This window comes from Roseomonas mucosa ATCC BAA-692 (genome assembly GCF_000622225.1).
In the GTDB taxonomy this organism is placed as follows: domain Bacteria; phylum Pseudomonadota; class Alphaproteobacteria; order Acetobacterales; family Acetobacteraceae; genus Roseomonas; species Roseomonas mucosa.
The window spans coordinates 1-1801 of record NZ_JHWD01000074.1 but is presented as its reverse complement, the minus strand read 5'-3'; the positions used below and the strand labels follow the sequence as shown (position 1 = coordinate 1801).

3 protein-coding genes are annotated in these 1801 nt (G+C 72.5%); all 3 read right to left on the bottom strand.

Going from position 1 to position 1801, the window contains the following annotated elements; translation table 11 throughout:
- Nucleotides 1-278 (bottom strand): hypothetical protein (locus BT98_RS25410; protein WP_155985220.1); only part of this gene is annotated, 278 nt, incomplete at its 3' end.
- Nucleotides 279-478: 200 nt separating this feature from the next.
- Nucleotides 479-1342 (bottom strand): segregation and condensation protein A, encoded by an 864-nt coding sequence (locus tag BT98_RS25405; RefSeq protein WP_051544370.1) that lies wholly within the window; start codon nt 1340-1342, stop codon nt 479-481.
- The gene (locus tag BT98_RS0120180; protein ID WP_147292496.1) at nt 1335-1721 is read right to left on the bottom strand and encodes a hypothetical protein; all 387 of its coding nucleotides are present in this window, start codon (nt 1719-1721) and stop codon (nt 1335-1337) included. Before BT98_RS0120180 ends, BT98_RS25405 begins: the two co-directional genes overlap by 8 nt.
- Nucleotides 1722-1801: the final 80 nt, after the last annotated feature.

The following is a 1801-nucleotide window of genomic DNA, read 5'->3' as shown; positions in this document are numbered from 1 at the left end:
AGGTGGTGGGCTCGGACGGCATGCCGCCAGCTTCGCCTGACGAGTTCGTTCCAGCCAGAGCTGGCCAACGTGACAATGCCCGGAAGCCTGCGGCCGATCTCGGCCTCGACCGCGGCGATGGCCTCCTCGCTGGCCGGCGGCGCAAGCTCGATGGCCACGGGACCATGCGCTGGCCCAGGGCCGACCAGGCCGAGCCGGGATGCCGCCACCCGGAAGGCCTCCACATCCTGACGGATGCGCACACCCGAAGCCGCTTGCCTCCCCTTGCCGTCGGCCATGCTACCCTCCCCACCCACTCTGACCGTACCGGCCTGCTCCGGCCGTTGCTGCCCACCGCCGCCGACTTCGCCCGCGCAGGCAGGTCCCACTCCAGTATTCTCCATGGCCTTCATGCGCATCAGCTCAGCCATCGGCTTGGCAGCGGTGCCAGATCAAGGGCACCGGGAAAAGGCACAGTTCGGACCCGGGGGCCGCTGCCTCATGCGGGTGCCGCCTCCCTGTCCGGCCCGGCAGGCTCGATGTGGAGGAGGTGGATCGTGCCGAATGGCTTGGTCTGCTCAATGCGGGCCTTGCCGTCGCGGACAACTTCCAGCCCGGCGACCAGGGTGCTGGCCAGCGCGGCACGGACGCGCAAGGCCCGGTCGGGCAGATCGGGCGCGAACGCTGGCAGGCAGCTCTCCAACGACAGGCTTCCGCCAGGGGCCTCGGCCAGCAGCGCCGGAATGCGTGCCAGGGCGTCCGGGACGCGCCACAGCTCGGCCAAGCTCGGCCGATAGGTCGTGGCGGACGTGCCCGCCTCACCCCCCTGCCCCGGCCGCCCCTCCAGCAGCACCAGCGTGGCTTCCATGAACGCCAGCATCAGCTCCGCCCGAGGCCGGGCCGGGCGTGGCTGCCTGCCCCGCCCGAAGACCTCGATCCCCAGCTGCGGCCGGGCCGAGAGCCACCCGGCCGCGGCGCGCATCGCCGCCAGTTCGTCGAGTTGCCGGAGCCGCCGATCCGCCTCTGCTTCGGCCGCCTGTGCCGTCTCCGGGTTCGCCGGCCAGAGCAGCTGCGCCTTCAGCCGCACCAGCTCGCCGGCCATCACCAGCCAGTCGGCCCGTCGCTCCAGCGGGACCCTGCCGGCATCCGCCTCGAAGGCCGCGACGAACTGGTCGGTCAAGGTGACGATGGACAGCCGGCCGAGGTCGAGCCGGTGCCGGACCACCATCTCCAGCAGGAAGTCGAGCGGCCCCTCGAACCCATCCACCGCAAGGTGCGGCGCGGCGTCCGGGAGGCGGTGCAGCGGAGGAGGCGCTTCCTCCTCCCAGCGCATGGTATCCGGCCTGGCGTCCAGATCAGCCATGGCGTGTCCTGGGCCGCTTCGTCGGCCTGGTCGCGGGCGGTCCGGGCTGGCGGGAGGGCGTCCGGAGAGGATGCGCAATGGCCGTGTCGCTCGCTGCCGCGGCGGCGTCACCGTAGTGCGGCCGCAGGTCCAGGGTCAGGTCCAGCCAGTCCCGGCGCAGCCGTCGCAGCGCCTGCCAGGGCGACCAGTCGGCCGACCAGAACTCGACCCGCAGCTCCGCCATCCGCCGGCGACGGCCATCCAGCTCGGCGGGCAGCGCACGGACGTGCCGCAGTGCCCAGGTGGTGCCCCAGTGAGCCCAGAGCCAGGCTCGGCTCGCCGGGTCTTCCGGCCCGAGCCGCAGGATGGCCGGCGGTACCGGCAGCAGGGGCATTGTCACGTTGGCCAGCTCTGGCTGGAACGAACTCGTCAGGCGAAGCTGGCGGCATGCCGTCCGAGCCCACCACCTACCCCGGCTAC